The sequence below is a fragment of the Acinetobacter sp. ME22 genome (assembly GCF_022012315.1).
GTDB classification, from domain to species: Bacteria; Pseudomonadota; Gammaproteobacteria; order Pseudomonadales; family Moraxellaceae; genus Acinetobacter; species Acinetobacter brisouii_A.
Map to the genome: position 1 here is coordinate 94,336 of NZ_JAKLTL010000001.1, position 16,538 is coordinate 110,873.

Below are 16,538 nucleotides of genomic sequence, written 5' to 3' on the forward strand. Positions count from 1 at the left end.
TCTATATGTATCACTATGAAGAAAGCGGTTTAAGCAATGTATGGTTGCAAAATGGTTATACCATTGAAGATGATGAAGATTATGGCGAGCTTGTTTCGATCCATGCTGTTCATGAACTTCATAATGCCATTGGCCTGTACTTGATTATGCAAAAGCCAGATCTTACAGGTGAAGAAATTCGTTTCTTGCGTAAAGAACTCAATTTGTCACAAAAGAATCTTGCAGGTGTGTTGGGCGTAGGTGAAACAAGTGTGCGTTCATGGGAAGCTGATCGTGGACAGATTGGGAAGCCGGCAGAACTATTGTTACGTGCTTTATATAAAGAACATGCACAAGGTGATGGTGCGCTTAGAAGTATGATTGAGCAATTGAACCATCAGGAAAGAACTTTAGTTCCAAATGAAATTAGTTTTTCTTATGGTGCAAACCACTCTTGGCATCATAGCCGTATGGATGTAAATAGCAGAGTATAAGAGAAGCACCTAAGGGTGCTTTTTTTTATAAAATTATAAGATACCTTTTAGTTGACAAATCTAGTTTTTAGTCCTAAATATTGGTTGACAAAATTAAAAAATAGTCCTATTTTGAATTTACCCACATCTCAATTTTTTGGACTATTTTTTATGGCAGAGAAGAAGTTACATCTTCCCTCAGTGTTTGAACCACTTCTAACTGAAGAAGTTCTAGAGTATTTCGCAATACCAATGCTAGAAATTTATTATGATGTTCACGAAATTCTAAATAGTGAAAATGATAATAACTATACGCGTGGTACAGCGATATTTGGTCGTACCTATGAGCAATTTAAAAAATTAATCATATCTGAAGATTGTCCAGTAGATGTTCATTTAAAAGATGGAACATTTAGATTTGTTTTTCAAATTGGTTATGCGCAAATTGGCTTCTGCAAGGGTGATTTTACAGACCCAAAATCCTTAAAGTTAAGAAAATACACACCAACAAATTATGATTTATTTCAGGTCAATGACAATCAACCTGTTGTTTGGAAGTTTATTCTTAATGAACCTAAAACCGAAGAAGATGAAGCTTATGTCGAATTTGTAGGTTTTAATTTAGCCAATCTACCAGTAGCTTATTGGCGATCTAATGACAATTTGGACGGTAATAAGTTACATTTAGTTGATCCTATCACACCTGAGTCAGTTCAACTTAATGCTCCAGAAGTTGAGGATCCTGATGAAGATGACCTTCAAGATGAAGATTTGGATACCGAATTTAAATAGTAGTAACAAGCAATGTCATTATGAACACGCCTTTTAATGGATTAGAGCTAAAACTTTTAAGACAGTTTAACCAGCTGTCTTTGGAAGAATTAGGTCAGCACCTTGAGTGCACACGGCAGTACGTTCACAAAGTTGAGACAGGGCAAACGATACCCAGTGATCAATTCATTCAACAAGCTGCCAATTACTTTAACGTTCCTGAAGAGTTGTTTACCCATGTAAAACCTGTATTACAGGAAGAGCAAATCAACTTTAGAAGCCTAAGATCTACAAAGTTAGCAACTAAGCAAGTTGTTATTGCTCGTGGAGAATATATTAAGCGTCTGACTGAATATTTAGATTCTAAACTTAGATTGCCTAAATATGATATTCACAATTCTAGCCGTTCTGGTTCAATTGAAGCGATTGCTGAACAGTGCCGTGCTGATTGGGGACTCGGTTTAGGTCCGATTAGTAATATGGTTCGTCTATGTGAATCACATGGCGTAGTTGTTACGACTTTTCAGTCTTTATCGTCTGAAGTTGATGCATTGTCTCTGGCAACAGCACGTCCGATTTTTGTTCGTAATGAAGCGAAAGAAAGTGCATGTCGCCAGCGTTTCGACTTGGCACATGAGCTTGGTCATCTCGTACTTCACGATGGTATGGTTACAGGTGATCGTATTACTGAGTCTGAGGCAAATCAGTTTGCATCTGCATTATTGATTCCTCAAACAATGATGCGAACTCATTTCCCTACATGGTTCAAAGGTGGTCGTTATAACTGGTCTAAATTGAGTGAATTTAAGCAAACTTGGAAGGTAAGTAAGGCTGCGATTCTTTATAGAGCAAAGTCTTTAGGTTTATTGACTCAGGAGCAGTACACCAGTGGCGTAATTGCTTTGAGAAAAAATAGTGAAGCTATTACTGAAAAAGAAGATCACTTAATTCCTCAGGAGAAGCCTGAACTGCTTCAAGCTTGCTTTGCTATGCTCGCAAAAAAGAAAATCTTTGCAGAGGATATAGCTCAAGCCTTAGATGTGAATGTTGGTTTCCTTGAAAACTTGGTTGGAATGGAAGTTCCAAGAAAACCAAGAGTTTTAAGAATTGTGGAAAAAAGCGCCTAAGAGCGCTTTCTTACTGTATGAGTTACAGTAAGGATTGTTGAGGCTTTAATGGGTCAGCCACAGTGCCATTAGATTTATAAATTGTAGTTATATTTTGACCTAATAGTTTGAAATCATTTATATTTTTAAATGGTTCGAGTCGGTCAGGTATTTGACCAGTTCTAATATTATCTCTAGTTTGCATTAAGATTCTACCAAGTACATTAACACCAATAAGCTTATTGTCTTTAGTCCTTTTTGCCCCCCAAAAATTATCTTTACTAGATTCTTCAATAATTATTTTGTTTCCTGATTCTAGAAGTAAGTTTGAGAACTTATCAAAATTGGAAAGCAACTTCGCATATATGCACCATTTCATGATCCTGATTTTGATTAAATCAAAGTCTGATCTAATAAATTCGCGAAAAGGTTTTCCTACCATCTTAGCTGTCATCGGGCTAGTTTGAGCTAAAATTTTATTTTGAACTTCTGGATGGTCAGGGAATTTAAGAGCTTGATACAATGCTTCAGATGATCGTATATGGATATCATTAATAATTATAGGATATCCAGATGCCATATTAGAATAGCCACCCCATTCTTCATGAGTCTTTTTAAAAATTGCTAATTCTTGAGATTTTGGGTCATAAATTCGCTCAGCAAGCTTGTCCATATGTTCTCCTTGGCATTAAAGGATGCCATTGATTATACATAGGATTATGTGGATCACTACTTCCCCACCAGAATAATAGAGGGGTATTATTAGGACAATTTTTATAAGTAAACACTAATCCACCAAATCCATAGCCAAACCGATAGTTACCCAAAGGTCGAGTTGTATTATTTGGATTTTGACATCTTTGTATTATCTTAAAACCATACTTCAAGCATATGTTTTCAAATTTTACTCGGTCGTCATTATTTTTGAAAAAGCTTTGAGGAGTTGCTAGAAAGCCGTCTCTGTAATTAAATTTTGGATCAATATGTGAATAATAATTTGGATTTTTGAAAAACTTTTCCATTGGCCATAAAATATCAGATTCATTTTTTTTGAACAGTCTATTTTCCCACTCATAGCATTTTAAAAAGCTTAACGTGCTTTGAATTTTCTTAGCTTGATTGTTTTGAAATATTTTTGCATGTAATTGATTTTTTACACTCCAAATATTCGTATGATAGCCAATCACTACTACAAAGATATTATAAGATTTATCTTGTAAGGGGATCCAATTACTTAAATCGCTGAAAACTCGACCGCCACTAAAAATAAAATCATCTAAATATATGACAGAATCTTGCGAATAAGAATGATTTAACTCATTCATAAATAAAGTGTAATGTTGAACTAGCCGATTTTGACTATTTCCATTTCTTTGTATATTTAATGGAAAGGGCATGGAATCATTGTTTAAAAGAGTGGGATTGTTAAATAGACCTTTAATAAAATTAATTTCATTTTCTTTGCTAAGAAAACGTTGCTCTAGTAAATTTGCTGTAATTGATGCCATGAATTCTTGTTCTGTGGCATCAAACTGTGATATCCAAAGATTAATATGATTTTTTAATAAACCCTCATTTACAGTATTATCATGATTTAACATATACTGTTCAAAATTTTCATATGTTTTAAGTACGGAAAAAATTCTATCAAAATCTTTTTGCATGTCAATAATTTATAGTTTGTAGATATTTTGTTTGATTATCATATTTTTTTTGTAATCTTGCAATCTGAATATCTTAAATAGTTTAATCAAAAAACACCTTAAGGTGTTTTTTCTATAATATCTATATTCAGTTTTAAGCTACGCCTTTTTCTTTTTTTCATCATCATTGTCCTCAACTGTAATTAAGGGAAGCTCTACAGACGGAGGAATATCTGGTTCTACTAATTCAAGATCATAATTTTCAGCATAATCAAATTCTTTTTCTATCATCTTAGATATTTTAGACAACTCTGCTTTCATCAATAAAAGTTCATTGAGTAAGTTTTTATCAATGATGGTTTCATTTTCTCTTAATTGGGTATTATTAATTGCAAAACTCTCTTCCAAACGAGCAACAATATCCGCATTCATAGACCGATTCAGCTCTTTAGCCGACTCTGCAATTTTATCTTTTAGTTCTTGTGGTAAGCGCAAATTATAAGCGACACCTAAATGTTTACCCATGACACTATCCTAATGAAATCTGTTGACATGGTATCAAGTGGACATATATATTTGCAATATGTCCACTGGACATTATTGAAAAATAAAATGCCCCGAACAATCTTGGCGGATCATGGGGCACTCACCAACATCATTTGAGGATATTGATATGAGTAGTTTAGCATTAACTTTTCATGAAACAACTTTTAATACTAAGGAATACGATCAACAAATATGGATTACATCTCGTGAGATTGGTCAAGCTTTAGGCTATGCGCGTGAAGATGCAGTTAATAAGATTTATGAACGTAATTGTGATGAGTTCTCAAACTATATGAGCCGTAACGTCAAAATGACGTTACAGGGGCAATTACGTGAAGTAAGAGTTTTTTCACTACGTGGCGCCCATCTAATTGCCATGTTTGCTCGCACCCCAGTCGCCAAAGAATTCCGCAAATGGGTCTTGGACATACTCGACAAAGAAGTACTGCAACAGCAAATTGACACCCGCGTTAAAATCAATGCACAACAACAAGCTGAGCTAAAAGAAATTGTAGATCGCCGTTGTGAGGGTAGTGTTAAACGCCGTGCAGAGCTTTGGAGCAGACACAATCAACACTTTAAAATCCCACGTTATAGCGAACTTTTAGCCATCCATTTCCAAGATGCTGTGAACTACCTAGAAACAATGGTACTAAAAAATAAAACTGAGCTAGAAAATGTCAATGTGAAAGCAATGGCAATTCATCTGGTGTGGCTAAACGGCTGGTGGAAACAGTTTGGAGGTGCAATAAGAGTTATGAATCCCCATATGGCTGCAAGTGTCCATGATTTCTTTAATGATGCAGGTTTTGTTGCTTGGATGTTTATAGAAGATGATAGAAGGGAGCAACTGCGTAAACAAATTGAAAACTATCCGTGGGATCTATCTCAAGTTAGACATATTCCAAGAAGTCACTTCTAATCTTTAAACCTACAGTCGATTGCTGCCTTCGGGCAGCTTTTTATTGCAAAATGCGATAAGTTCGATATACTTCTAATATAGCAAAATGCGATAATTAATATGCACGTTATCACCCATGCTCGAATTGTTGAAGCATGCCAAAAGTGGCCACAGGCTGAAACGGCATTAGATGGCTGGTATCGCCTCATTAAAGCAAATGATCCTAAGGACTTTGCCGAAATGAAAGGCTATTTCCCAGCCGTTGATAAAGTTGGAAAGTTCCATGTATTTGATATTGGCGGAAACAAAATACGACTAATTGCTGTCGTGATGTATCAAGCAAAAAGAGTCTATATCCGTCATGTTCTATCTCACACAGAATATGATAAAGGTCATTGGAAGGAGGGCTAACATGAATGCAATGATCAAACAGGCGGTTGACCACTGGCACTATATTGCACCATTGCTCACCAAACCTGAAAATGAAGATGATTTCAATGCACTGGTCGAAGCATTAGATGAATTACTGGATATCGTGGGGGATGATGAAACACATCCACTCATGGGATTAGTACATCAGTTAGGTGACATCGTTTCTGACTATGAAAATGAACACTTACCTATGCCTAAAGGTGATGGTCGAGCTGCACTGGCATTTTTAATGCAACAACATGGTTTAGGGCAATCAGATCTACCCGAGGTTGCAACCCAATCCGTTATTTCAGAAATTCTAAATGGGAAACGCCAGTTTAATCTTCGTCAGATTAAGGCGCTATGTGAGCGATTCAATGTTTCAGCAGAAACTTTTTTAGAATAGATAGAATAGCTGCCGTCGGGCAGCTTTTCATTTTTTGGTACTTACCAGAAACACCTAATTTGCCCCATGTAATGCTTTCTCCATCGAAATTCCTTCGTTACATAGGTAAAAAGATGGGTGCATTAAACCAAGAAATGCAAAAACTGTTTGATGGGCAGATTCAGGCTGCATCAGAATGTGCGAACTACTACCTCCAAAACGGTGTAGTTGCTGAATTTGATAGCATTGCTGTTGATCCAGCAACATTACCAGCACCACTAGCTGCAATCTTTGACAGCATTCCCTCAGAATATCACCATAAAATTGATGATGCTGTACGCTTAGGTATTGGCATTTATCAAGATCGTAATGGCGGTGATCTACCAAGCAATGAACTGATTGCGTCAGCACTTTACGCAGGTCAATCCGTTGCCAAACAAAAATATTCATCAGAATTTCTTGAGCAGGTAGCAAGCTTCGATAGCATCTCAAATGGTGGCTATGAACAAGCGGCTATTGTGCCTGCTATGGCGGTTGTGACCATTGCCAACGTCATTGCGAATGCCTTACCAATCGTCACCATGCTACCAAACCCAACCAATAGTACCCGTGTACCTGTGGTTGCGGTACGTTACACGACAGACTCAGCATTTGGTGCAATGGATGCAGGTGAGTATCTGGATGGTGAAAAGGCGGCATTACCCTATGCTGAAGGTCGTTTTGCTTTTGCATTAGAGCAGGATGCTACAAATACCAATATTTATGCAGTCACTGCCCGCAGTACTTATAGTGACTTCAGTAATAAAACGCCAAATGCCAACGGTGCACTTTTGCCATTCCTGTCAGGTAACGTATCTTTGCGAGTCAATGGTCGTGAAGTTGCCCATACCCGTGGTGAGCAAAGTCTTTCTGTTCAAAAAGGCACAATTGCCGCCATCGTGAAGAAGCCAATCACGATAATCGCAAACGTTGAATACACCCTGCAAAGCGTTTCTGTAGATGTGACTAATCGCACAATCACTGCAACATTCGATAAAGCTCTACCTGATACTGCCAATATCGAAGTGCATGTTGTTGCTGACTTTGATGCGAAGGACAGTAATAAGAAGCACATTATTCAGCCTGTTGGTGTAAGCCTTGAGCCTGATTATGACTTGATCCAGTCAGTTCCATTCGTCAACCAAATTAACGTGTCTTATAACACCACAAACCAGTTGGCCAATGAACTTGGGCTGGGCTTTGTAGGTGCAGCATTAGCTGCGATGCAAGGCAAGTACTTCCTTGAGCAGAACGTGCGCTTACTTAAGGATGGTAAAGACTGTGCCAAGTATATGGACAGCGATGACAACAAGCGTGTCTTTACCTTTGATGCCAGCCGTGGTGCAACAGGCAATTTAACAGCGGCAATGAATACCACTGCCGATCTGATCCGCGAAGTATTCAAATTTATTGCTTTGGCAAAAATGAAGATCCGTCAGGCAACAGGTGGTTCGACTACACGATTCGGCCTCTACGTTGGTGATTTGGGTGCGGTGTTCTTTAATCAAATGGACTCCAGTCTGTTTGCGAAAACAGGTGCAATTGCATCTTGGGGTGAAATCGTCCGTATCGGTACTTTGAACGATGGAACTGATGTCTATCACACACCAACAGCTCAAGGCGTAGTGACTGAAGGGGTGAACTCAGCAGAGCTTGAATTGGTCGGCAATGGTGCTGAAGCTGCACGTAATCCATTTGTAGGTACGATTACTCAGCCACCGATTTTCCGTGAAGCAAAACCTGATACCCGTGATGTGCAGTTTGGCTTGCATGGCCAAATGGCAGCAGAACGTAACCCATTAGAGCGTTATGCCGATCAGGTTGCTGTGATTGAAATGATCAACTTGCCAGCACTAGGTGCTTAAGGTCTGACTTTAAAAAGGCGTAGAAATTACGCCTTTTTTTATCCAAATTCAGGAGAATAACGTGAGCAATACTGAAACAACTCAAGAAAATACTGAAGTGACAACAGCGGATTCTATAGCTACTTCATCTAAGGAAACTCAGGCAACCACCAAGTCCAGCGATGAAAGTACTGAAACAGAATCTACATCAGAAGATGAAAGCAGTGCAGAATCTAATGCAGATACTACAGCGGCTGAAGATGAAACATCTCCAGAGCCAACAGTGGAACCATCTGCAAGCAGTACGGATGTATCTGTTACGAATACAGCGGCTGCAGGTGAATCAACTGGTGACGCAATTCAAGCAGATGAGGAAACTACTGATACCACTGCGTCAGAAGTAGAAACCACTCAAGCTGAACCAAAGAAAAAGCGGGGTCGTAAGAAAGCCAGTACAACTGAAACAGAAACTCCGTCAGAAACTATACAAGCTGATTCGCAAGCAGCTGATTCTGATACTGAAGAAACTACCACAGCGTCAACAGGTTTAACCCAAACAGATGCATCTACAACAGAGACCAGCAAAGCCACTGAAACGGTGCAGGCAGGTGCTGATACCAGTACTTCTGAAGCAGGTACATCTACAGAAACAACCGCAACCACACTTAATTCAGCAGCTGCAGCTGTGACTTATAAAGTAAAAGTCAAAAACAACAGTGATAAACGAGTCACTGAACCTCTAACTTGTACTCAGATTGCAGCAGGTGAAACTATTGAAATCACGGTCTCTGATGCGAAAAAACTGGCACAGGTTAAAAAGAACCTGACTCAGTTAAAACATTTTGGGCGCAAATTGGAGTTCTAAGATGTCAATTGTGATCAATGGTACCAATGCTTTTACCGATATTTTGGGTGACAGTGATACCGAATATAACCTGACACTGAACAATAAAGCGGTAGTTCGTATGACAGAACCATTAACAGGTTTACTCATTGAGCCACAAGACTCTGTGGGGTTTACTTTAGTGGGTGATCTGGCTTATCAGCAGCTGCAAAGCAATATTGCTCAGATTAATGAATTAAAAGGGTTTACAGCACTAGGTTTGGAAGTGACTGAATAAAACTAACTGCACTTAAATAGGGCTCACCTCAGGTGGGCCTTATTTGTTTTGGTACACATCAAAACTGACCAATTTTGCCTTTGCCACAATAACCGCATCAAACAAGTTTGAGTGGTATGCAATGATCCGCAAACACACATCCGTTGTTGTACAGATCCCAATTGATTTGGGAGACTGATATGACAGCAATCGCAGTAAATCTTGATGCGACTGGTGCATTATCTCTAGCAGATACATCCAGCGCGTCACTTGGTATCGATTATGACCTGTACAGCTATTTGGGCTCAGATGTGCAGCTCAAAATGCAATTTTTTGGTAAAGCCTCAACACCCACCAAAGGTAGTCAGATTATCTGTCGTATGACTTGGATTGACACGGCTACAGATGACGAAATTTATAAAATCCAGGGTAACTTGAATAGTGATGAAGAGGATTACTCATCAATCTGGAACGTGGCTGGGGCGAAGGAAATCTTTAAGTCATTTGAACTGGTCTATGGCGATGACATGGTCTCAGCGATTCTGGCCAGTGATGCGTATAACGCGCTAAATGGCCTTGGGCGTAACTCAGTCATTTTGATATTGGATGATGATCAGCCTGACACCTTTGATGCGGATACAACCTATAAACTTCTCACTTCATTAGATCAGCGACCAAGTGATTTAGGTTTAATTGGTCTTGATAATCTTGAGGTTTATTCAGCGCTGTATCGTGTGATGGATAAGCTCAATATCCAATTCACGGTTGAGTTAGACCCAACTCTAGATACTGACGTTGCCCAAAGTTTGGCTGAATCGCTAGATGCTCAAGATCATCGTGTTCAGATTATCTGGTCACCAAACACCTGTCGTCCACGTGATGCAACTTCATTGAAAGGACGTAAAAAAGCCTGTTATGCATTAGGGCAGTACCTTGGTATGAAAGCTTTGCGTAATGCAAAGACTACAGCTCAAGGTATTCCAATGATTGCAGATCCAATTGCTGGGGAATCTTTTCCGTTCACATTTAAGGCCATGACGGCCCGTGATGATGTGATCTTTGATGAAGAGATGGAAGAGGCGCTTGCGGTGGCCAAAATCAATGTACTTCGCCGTATTGTTTATGACACTGGTGTCAAATTCGTGATGAGTGATGTACTGACACAGTACGACAGCGATAGTAGTGCTTTACGTCTGGTGAATTCATCAGAAATTGCCACATTCACGACAAATCGTGTCTGCGACATTTTAAAGCGTCATATGCTGAAAAAGACATCTTCATATCTGACTGATGCTTCTAAAGATATCGAGAAGTTCCTGAATGCCTGTTATAGCGCAGGGTTGCTGGTTGAAGCAGAGGATCTCGACTATCAACCTTATCAATATAGCTTGGTTCCTGACCAACAAAAACCATTTGAACGAGTACGTTTGTATATGGCACGACGTCCAAATGGTTGTACCCGTTCAGTCATCTTTGATGATGATGTAATTAGTAAATAAGAGGAATAAAACATGACTGGTTTTGGAAGTTTATATCGTGCACGTTCAGCAGGTTTGTTGGTTGCTGGTTTTGATGCTGCCAGTGCAACAAGCTTTAATGATGCAACCCAGCAGTTAAGCAAATCAGAATCCCGTGAAGTGCAATCTCTAGTTGAGCATGCACGTTCATTAGGTTTAAACATCGTTTCTGCTTTGATTTTGGCTGTGACCAATGGTGAACTGGAGAATGAGCTGCCATCGGATTACCTGGATGGTCTGCTTGTGGAAGCAACAGACGAAGAAGATGGTGATAGTGATGATCTATTCAATTTGATCGTTGGTGCAGTTCAGGATGCATTTGAATCATTGAGTATTGATGAAACCACTATTTCTCAAATGTTTGCGGATGATGTTGAATCTGCGGATGCTGCAATTGAGGCGGCCTGTGAAACGGCATTGGCAAATTTACCTGATGATGGTGAGCCTTTGGATGAATTTGTACGTGAATTTATCTATGGCGAACCAGAAGAAGGTGAGTTTGATGCGGCATTGAGTTCACATCAAATGAAGCAGAAAGGCAGTGCGCGGGTTGGCTCTTTTTCACATAAGCAGGTGAAAGGGCGCAAGATCATCTATAAAGGCGCTTGGGCAATCCGTAAAGGGCGTAAGGTTGTGGTTAATAAGCGTTTACCGAATCAGGCGGTACGTTTAACTGCGAAACAGAAACAATCCATGAAGAAAGCCCGTTTAAAAGCTTTTACAGCCAATGCAATCAGAACCCGTGTGAAATCATTGCGTAAAGGTCGTAAGCTTGGTTTATATTAATTGAAAGTTTAGATAAAATTAAAAGACCACCATAAAGGTGGTCTTTCTTGTTATAAAAAGTATGCATATAAATGGATTTTCTTAGAGTCGTTACTTATTTCTTTATTATTCCGAAGTTTACTATTTCCAATAACTATCAATTTAAATTATTTTTTATTTTTAGTATTTTTGATAAAATTTAAAAGGTAAATAGATATTTGAGAGTGATTATGATTAATAATATAGAAATAAAATGGTTATATGATTTAATTGTTTTAGAAAAATATAGAAATTTCACTATTGCTTCAGATATGCGAAGTATTTCTCAATCTTCATTAAGTCGACGTATTCAGGCATTAGAAAATAATTTGGGGTTTGAACTTTTTGATCGAGAAACTTCACCATTACAGTTAACAGAAAAAGGGAAACTTTTTATATTACATGCACGTAATCTTTTGAATGATTTTGAATATAATATTGATCGTATTAAAGGAGATAACAATTTAAGAAGTCGTGTAACAATCGCTTCTGCACACTCTTTAGCAGGTTACATTTTTCCAAAAATTTTAGGAAATTTAAAGAATTATAAAGATAAGATTTTTCATGTTGAAGCAATTAATGTCAATGAAACAGTCGACTATTTAAGAGATGGACGATGCGATTTTATCGCGTCTTTTTATGATGATGACTTAATGAACCCGCAGTTTTTATGTCATAAATTATTTTCAGCCAAACTTTATTTGGTTACAGCACCCAATCATTTTATGCGACCAAAATTTTCCTTAGAGGACTCATCTATTCCCTTAATGAATTATACAGATGATAGTTATATGGGGAAAAAGGTCAATAAATTTCTTCAAGATCATCAAAGTGAATTATTTAGCACAACTTTTGTATCTTCAATGAGTATATTATTAAAAGATATGATTAAAGGGGGGTATGGTGTTGGCTGGCTTCCTGATTATAGTATTCAAGAAGAATTACAGAATAATCAACTTATGATTATTCCAATGAAAGAATCTGTATTATCTGTTGATATTTACTTATATCGAAGTAGTTCGAGATTAAGTACATCTTCTGAAGGTTTATGGAATTTTATTAAAGCAATTGATTGGACAATTGCTTAAACTATATTAAATAAATCAAAGATCGGATTCTGTCCGACCTTTGATAAGATTATAAGCTATTAAGTCTGAGCTTGTTGTTCAGTTGCCGTGATGGATGGATTAATAGCCTGAACATTAGTGATTTGTTGCTCTGATGATGTGTTCTCAATTGGAGTAGTGCGAGCAATTACAGCAGTTGCAATGCTATTGCCAACGACATTTGTTGCTGTACGCCCCATGTCTAAAAATTGATCAATTGCTAAGATAAGCAACAATCCAGCTTCAGGTAGCTTAAATAAGCTTAGTGTTGCGGCAACAACAACAATAGATGCTTTTGATACACCTGCAATACCTTTGCTTGTGATCATGAGTGTTAATAAGATTAGAAATTGTTGAGTCAGACTAAGGTCAATATTATAGGCTTGTGCAATAAATAAGATCGCAAATGATGCATACATCATTGAGCCATCTAAATTAAATGAATAGCCTAGCGGTAAAACAAAGCTAGTGATTTGTTTAGGGACACCAAATTTATTGAGTGCATCCATAGTTTTTGGGTATGCAGATTCACTGCTAGTTGTTACAAATGCCAACATGACAGGTTCGCGAATCAGCTTGGCCAATTTAAATGCATCTTTTTTCAGAAATATAAAGGCAAAGGCAAACAAGAGTGTTAATAAAACTGCAAGCGCTAAAAAGAACGAGCCTAGAAATGCTGCATAATTTTGGAATACAGCGAAGCCCTGTACTGTAATTGCAGATGCAATTGCAGAGAATGCAGCAACTGGAGCAAATTTCATCACATATTCAGTGATTTTAAACATCACATGACTTAATTCTTCAATCGCTTTGAAAATAATAGAACTATATTGAGTATTTACAAAGCTTAAAGCTTTACCGAAGAATATAGAAAAGATCAAAATCTGTAAAATTTCATTATTTGCCATCGCTTCTGCAAAGCTTTTTGGAAATAAGTGAGTAATAAATCCCTTTAAAGAAAAACCATCTGTGCTTATTGATGTTGGAAGCGTATTCACTGATGCATCTACAGCAAGGTTTAAACCAACACCAGGGTGAAAAATATTAGCAAATAACATTCCTAATCCTAGGGACAGGATTGAAGCGGTGATAAACCACCCCATTGCTTTAAAAGTGATTTTTCCAATTGATGTTGATTTCCCCATAGAAACGATTCCAACAACAATTGTTGAAAAAATTAGAGGGGCAATAATCATTTTGATTAATCTAAGAAAAATATCTGTGATTAGGTTGAAATAAGATGAAATCTCCTTTGTAGCATCCAAAGATGGTGCAAGGTGATGACAAATTAATCCTATAATTGCTCCTAAGAAAATTGCAATAAATACATAGCGAACTGTGACTTCTTTTTTCATATGACACCTACTTGGCTTGAAAACTAAAAAATGTCCCTTTTTTAGTTATGACAGTTTTTGAGTATTACCCAATGCGATTCATTAAATAGCTATCTGGAAAATGCATAGTTATTTGATGATTATGAGCAGTGCTCGGATGGAGAGCTCTGATACCAATTGATAGCTGTTTGAATGAGTAAATCTGTTGCATCAATGAAGTTTTCTGGTGAATTTAAAATGTTGTCTTCCAGAATGAGTGGAATTTCCGTGCAAGCTAGTAAAAATTTGATTTTTCTATTTTTATTTACTTCTTTTATAACTTCACTCATGATTATTTTGGAGTTTTTAATATTGCCCGATTTATAAGCATAAATACTCTTCATGATTTTTTCTTGTAAATCATAGCTAGGAACAACACAAGAAATACTCTTCTGAGTAAATTTTGTTTGATAGAGCTGTGTGCTAATTGTGGCAGAGGTTGCCAAGATACAAATCTCAGAAATATTCTGGGCTTGAACAAAATTTACTGCTGATTCAATGATGCTAATCATCTTAATTGCTGTACGTTGCTGTAATTGATCAAACCAAAAATGAGCTGTGTTACATGGAATAATGATGCAGCCTACATGAGCTTTCTCTAAAATCTTAAGGTATTCAGACATCTTCTCAAGTGGTTTATCATTATGATTTAAAATAGATTCTGTGCGATCAGGAATATCTGGAATTGATACTGTAACTACAGGGATGTGATCCTGATCGCAATGGGCAGGAGTATGCTTAATAATTTTATTCATTGCATCTACAGTTGCTTGAGGCCCCATACCTCCCAGGATGCCAATAGCTCTATTCATATTATTTACCATGTTAGTCAATAGGCTATAAGCGTTACATATCTCAGAAAATGAGAATTGCAAAATACGAATGAGTCATGTGAAATTTGCATGCTATAAAAAAATTAAATTTACTAATTTTTGTTAAATATTTGTATTTTATTAATTTAATATTTAAATTGTTTTTTTATCATGTAATAATCGCATTATAATGTTGCATTTTGCATAACAAATGCATAGTTGTGGTGCAATTTGTATATTAAAAATATATTCTAGATATGAATATAAAGCTCTCTGGTTTTGTTGTGATGCATTGGTCCACGAAATCTAAATATTCAATATGTTGGAACTTTATAAAAATTAGTATGTACCACTAAAGGAGAATAAGGCTAATAACCTAATGGTACATTTTTATGGCAACTCAATTAAACCTTGTTGGCTTGAATATAGATGATGTATACATCAAAAAAATCAAAGATGCTTTGTCATCTGCAACAGGGCAAGAAATTCCACTGATCAATATTGAAAAAGTTAAACGTGTGGCAGGCGTCAGCGCCGTGCTAGCAGAATTCGTTTTTGCGGGTGGCCAAGCCCTCAAGATCTATATCCGTGCAGGTGCAGATGTCTTTAAAGCTGAACTGAATGGCAAGGGCATTGTACTGTCTGGTGATTTCTCCAATGATCTGAAGATGACATTTGATAACGCCGTAACTGGTGTGGCCAAGCAGATCCGTGATGGGCAAAAGAAATTTGAACTTTCTCGAACCAAAGAAAAGGTCAAGATCCCACGTCAGAGTCAGAATACAGCGGTGAGCAGTAAAAGCGTGTCGGTACAGTTAAAAGAAGTACTGGAACAGGAGGCTGTGCTCGATCAGCAAATTGTTGAGAAAACCGAACTACGTGATCAACTGCTAGAAAAGATCGAACAAGCCAAAGCAGCAAAGGGGGCTGGTCAATCCGATCTGGGAAAGTTTGATTCAGCGTTTGGTGGTAGCAGTTTTGTCAAAATTCATGCGATGACTGGTGATGATGGTGGCAAGAGTGGGAAAAAGGCATTGTCTGCGCCACATTTACCCTCATCGGCGCAGATTTCCTCACTGGCAGAAGCTGAAGCTTATTGGAACAGTCACTTTAAAGGGAAAACCTATGCATTACAGGTTCATTCTCGAAAAGCGCCTGACAAGGGCGGGCATGAACCTATTTCAATCCTGGTTTATTTTGGTGATACCAATCATGCCTATTCTGAGAAGCCTGAAGGTGCTAGCCATCACAATGATGAACGTGTGGTGAGTCTGGAACGTGCCAAAATGCTAGATCAGATTATTGCAACGATTCAGCATCCACATGCGCGGTTAATCAGTCGTGGAAATGATTTGCTCATTGCTGCACCAGTGAAAGGGCAACAGTACACCGTTGCTTTGACTTGGCGAGAAGTGAAGGGAATTTATACGTTTGAGAGCGCTCATTTTAAGTCAGAGAAGCAAATCTCTGGCATTCGTGATAGCCAGTACAGTGAACGTCGAAACAAAAATAAAGGCTCATTACAAAAATGAGCCTTTAGGGGTGGCGTCCTTCGTTCTTTAGGAACCCTATGGATTGGTTACCACTGCGGGAACAGGATCATAGCCAAAGCTATTCACCCAACGGCAGAGACCCTGTGCATTACTAAGTAATGCCATCGGGAAGTCCTCGCCTCTGCCATTGCATTTTAGTCGAATCGGCTATGGATTGGCAAGTGCTTGGAACTAC

The 16,538-nt window shown here is 37.9% G+C and carries 17 protein-coding genes and 1 pseudogene; 13 read left to right on the forward strand and 5 right to left on the reverse strand.

Features of this window, described 5'->3' with window-relative positions; genetic code table 11:
* Positions 1-5: 5 nt before the first annotated feature.
* The 3 genes from LVY74_RS00535 (at position 6) to LVY74_RS00545 (ending at position 2,350) form a co-directional block, all read left to right on the forward strand.
* Positions 6-473, forward strand: coding sequence for a helix-turn-helix domain-containing protein (locus tag LVY74_RS00535; protein ID WP_237813358.1), 468 nt, complete (start codon positions 6-8; stop codon positions 471-473).
* A 150-nt stretch (positions 474-623) separates the two neighbouring features.
* Complete coding sequence (locus LVY74_RS00540) at positions 624-1,244, forward strand: hypothetical protein (RefSeq protein WP_237813359.1); 621 nt, start codon at positions 624-626, stop codon at positions 1,242-1,244.
* Positions 1,245-1,264: 20 nt separating this feature from the next.
* Positions 1,265-2,350, forward strand: a complete 1,086-nt coding sequence (locus tag LVY74_RS00545) for an XRE family transcriptional regulator (RefSeq protein ID WP_237813360.1) — start codon at positions 1,265-1,267, stop codon at positions 2,348-2,350.
* A 22-nt stretch (positions 2,351-2,372) separates the two neighbouring features.
* Here the strand turns inward: LVY74_RS00545 and LVY74_RS00550 are convergent, their stop codons facing one another.
* From LVY74_RS00550 to LVY74_RS17820, 3 genes and pseudogenes are all read right to left on the reverse strand, one after another.
* Entirely contained in the window at positions 2,373-3,002 is a 630-nt protein-coding gene (locus LVY74_RS00550; protein WP_237813361.1) for an NADAR family protein, read from the reverse strand.
* Positions 2,986-3,993, reverse strand: a complete 1,008-nt coding sequence (locus tag LVY74_RS00555; RefSeq protein WP_237813362.1) for a phosphoribosyltransferase-like protein — start codon at positions 3,991-3,993, stop codon at positions 2,986-2,988. The genes LVY74_RS00550 and LVY74_RS00555 overlap by 17 nt, the downstream gene beginning before the upstream one ends.
* A 372-nt stretch (positions 3,994-4,365) precedes the next feature.
* Positions 4,366-4,497 (reverse strand): annotated as a pseudogene (locus tag LVY74_RS17820) (Arc family DNA-binding protein); the annotation flags it as partial.
* 148 nt (positions 4,498-4,645) lie between these two features.
* Between LVY74_RS17820 and LVY74_RS00565 the strand changes: the two are divergent.
* From LVY74_RS00565 to LVY74_RS00605, 9 genes are all read left to right on the forward strand, one after another.
* Entirely contained in the window at positions 4,646-5,440 is a 795-nt protein-coding gene (locus tag LVY74_RS00565) for a BRO-N domain-containing protein (protein WP_237813364.1), read from the forward strand.
* A gap of 99 nt (positions 5,441-5,539) precedes the next feature.
* Positions 5,540-5,830, forward strand: coding sequence for a type II toxin-antitoxin system HigB family toxin (locus LVY74_RS00570; protein ID WP_237813365.1), 291 nt, complete (start codon positions 5,540-5,542; stop codon positions 5,828-5,830).
* Position 5,831: 1 nt separating this feature from the next.
* Complete coding sequence (locus LVY74_RS00575; protein ID WP_237813366.1) at positions 5,832-6,236, forward strand: helix-turn-helix domain-containing protein; 405 nt, start codon at positions 5,832-5,834, stop codon at positions 6,234-6,236.
* 113 nt (positions 6,237-6,349) lie between these two features.
* Complete coding sequence (locus tag LVY74_RS00580) at positions 6,350-8,119, forward strand: hypothetical protein (RefSeq protein ID WP_237813367.1); 1,770 nt, start codon at positions 6,350-6,352, stop codon at positions 8,117-8,119.
* A gap of 61 nt (positions 8,120-8,180) precedes the next feature.
* Positions 8,181-8,963 (forward strand): hypothetical protein, encoded by a 783-nt coding sequence (locus LVY74_RS00585; protein ID WP_237813368.1) that lies wholly within the window; start codon positions 8,181-8,183, stop codon positions 8,961-8,963.
* A gap of 1 nt (position 8,964) precedes the next feature.
* The gene (locus LVY74_RS00590) at positions 8,965-9,219 is read left to right on the forward strand and encodes a hypothetical protein (RefSeq protein WP_237813369.1); all 255 of its coding nucleotides are present in this window, start codon (positions 8,965-8,967) and stop codon (positions 9,217-9,219) included.
* A gap of 179 nt (positions 9,220-9,398) precedes the next feature.
* Entirely contained in the window at positions 9,399-10,697 is a 1,299-nt protein-coding gene (locus LVY74_RS00595; RefSeq protein ID WP_237813370.1) for a hypothetical protein, read from the forward strand.
* A 12-nt stretch (positions 10,698-10,709) separates the two neighbouring features.
* Positions 10,710-11,501 (forward strand): hypothetical protein, encoded by a 792-nt coding sequence (locus LVY74_RS00600; RefSeq protein ID WP_237813371.1) that lies wholly within the window; start codon positions 10,710-10,712, stop codon positions 11,499-11,501.
* Positions 11,502-11,710: 209 nt separating this feature from the next.
* Complete coding sequence (locus tag LVY74_RS00605; protein WP_237813372.1) at positions 11,711-12,607, forward strand: LysR substrate-binding domain-containing protein; 897 nt, start codon at positions 11,711-11,713, stop codon at positions 12,605-12,607.
* Between the two features lie 59 nt (positions 12,608-12,666).
* Here the strand turns inward: LVY74_RS00605 and LVY74_RS00610 are convergent, their stop codons facing one another.
* The gene (locus tag LVY74_RS00610) at positions 12,667-13,980 is read right to left on the reverse strand and encodes a dicarboxylate/amino acid:cation symporter (protein ID WP_330847856.1); all 1,314 of its coding nucleotides are present in this window, start codon (positions 13,978-13,980) and stop codon (positions 12,667-12,669) included.
* A 119-nt stretch (positions 13,981-14,099) separates the two neighbouring features.
* Positions 14,100-14,810 (reverse strand): aspartate/glutamate racemase family protein, encoded by a 711-nt coding sequence (locus LVY74_RS00615; protein WP_237813373.1) that lies wholly within the window; start codon positions 14,808-14,810, stop codon positions 14,100-14,102.
* Between the two features lie 392 nt (positions 14,811-15,202).
* On the opposite strand from LVY74_RS00615, the gene LVY74_RS00620 reads away from it, so the two are divergent.
* A complete protein-coding gene (locus LVY74_RS00620; RefSeq protein ID WP_237813374.1) occupies positions 15,203-16,342 on the forward strand; it encodes a hypothetical protein in 1,140 nt (379 codons plus the stop codon).
* Positions 16,343-16,538 lie beyond the last annotated feature (196 nt).